Genomic DNA, 646 nt, shown 5'->3' with positions numbered 1-646 from the left:
AAGAACCTTTTCAAAAAGAAGCTGTTCAAGAAAAAAGAGAGAGACCATTTTATTATCCTTTAAAGAGAGTAGAAGATTCTAACTGCAGTCTGGCTAGATATTATTTAACAGAATGTAGAGGAATCTCAGAAGAAATCATACAAAAGATGATTCAACAAGGTTTGATAGCCCAAGCTAGTTGGAAAACAAATGAAACAGTTGAACCTGTTATCGTTTTTAAAAGCTATGATCATCGTCACAAGCTGCAGGCAGCAAGCTTACAAGGGATTTATAAGAATCACTCTCTTCCTAGAGAGAGGCTGAAAACGATTCTAAAAGGAAGCCATGGACATATTGGAATATCTTTTGATATTGGTAAACCAAATAGACTGGTTTTTTGTGAATCGTTCGTCGACTTGATAAGCTATTACGAACTTCATCAACAAAGTCTAACTGATGTTCGTTTGGTATCTATGGAAGGATTAAAAAGGTCTGTTGTTGCTTATCAAACTTTACGACTGATAGCTGAAGAAAATCAGAAGTTGGAATTTTTAGATACAGTAATACCTTCAAAGTTATTGCCTTTGATCAATACAATTCGTGATACCACCAGCTATTTTGATAATCATCCAAATTTATTGACACTTGCGGTAGATTGTGATGATGC

The 646-nt window shown here is 34.7% G+C and carries 1 protein-coding gene; it reads left to right on the top strand.

Features of this window, described 5'->3' with window-relative positions; all coding sequences use genetic code 11:
* Positions 1-646, top strand: a 646-nt coding sequence (locus HMPREF2837_RS09755; protein WP_261674360.1) for a DUF3991 domain-containing protein, incomplete at both ends; no start/stop codon positions are given.

This window comes from Streptococcus sp. HMSC071D03 (genome assembly GCF_001812125.1).
Taxonomy (GTDB): domain Bacteria; phylum Bacillota; class Bacilli; order Lactobacillales; family Streptococcaceae; genus Streptococcus; species Streptococcus pseudopneumoniae_N.
Note: the sequence above shows the minus strand (reverse complement) of the source record. Positions and strands in the feature narration are given on the sequence as shown.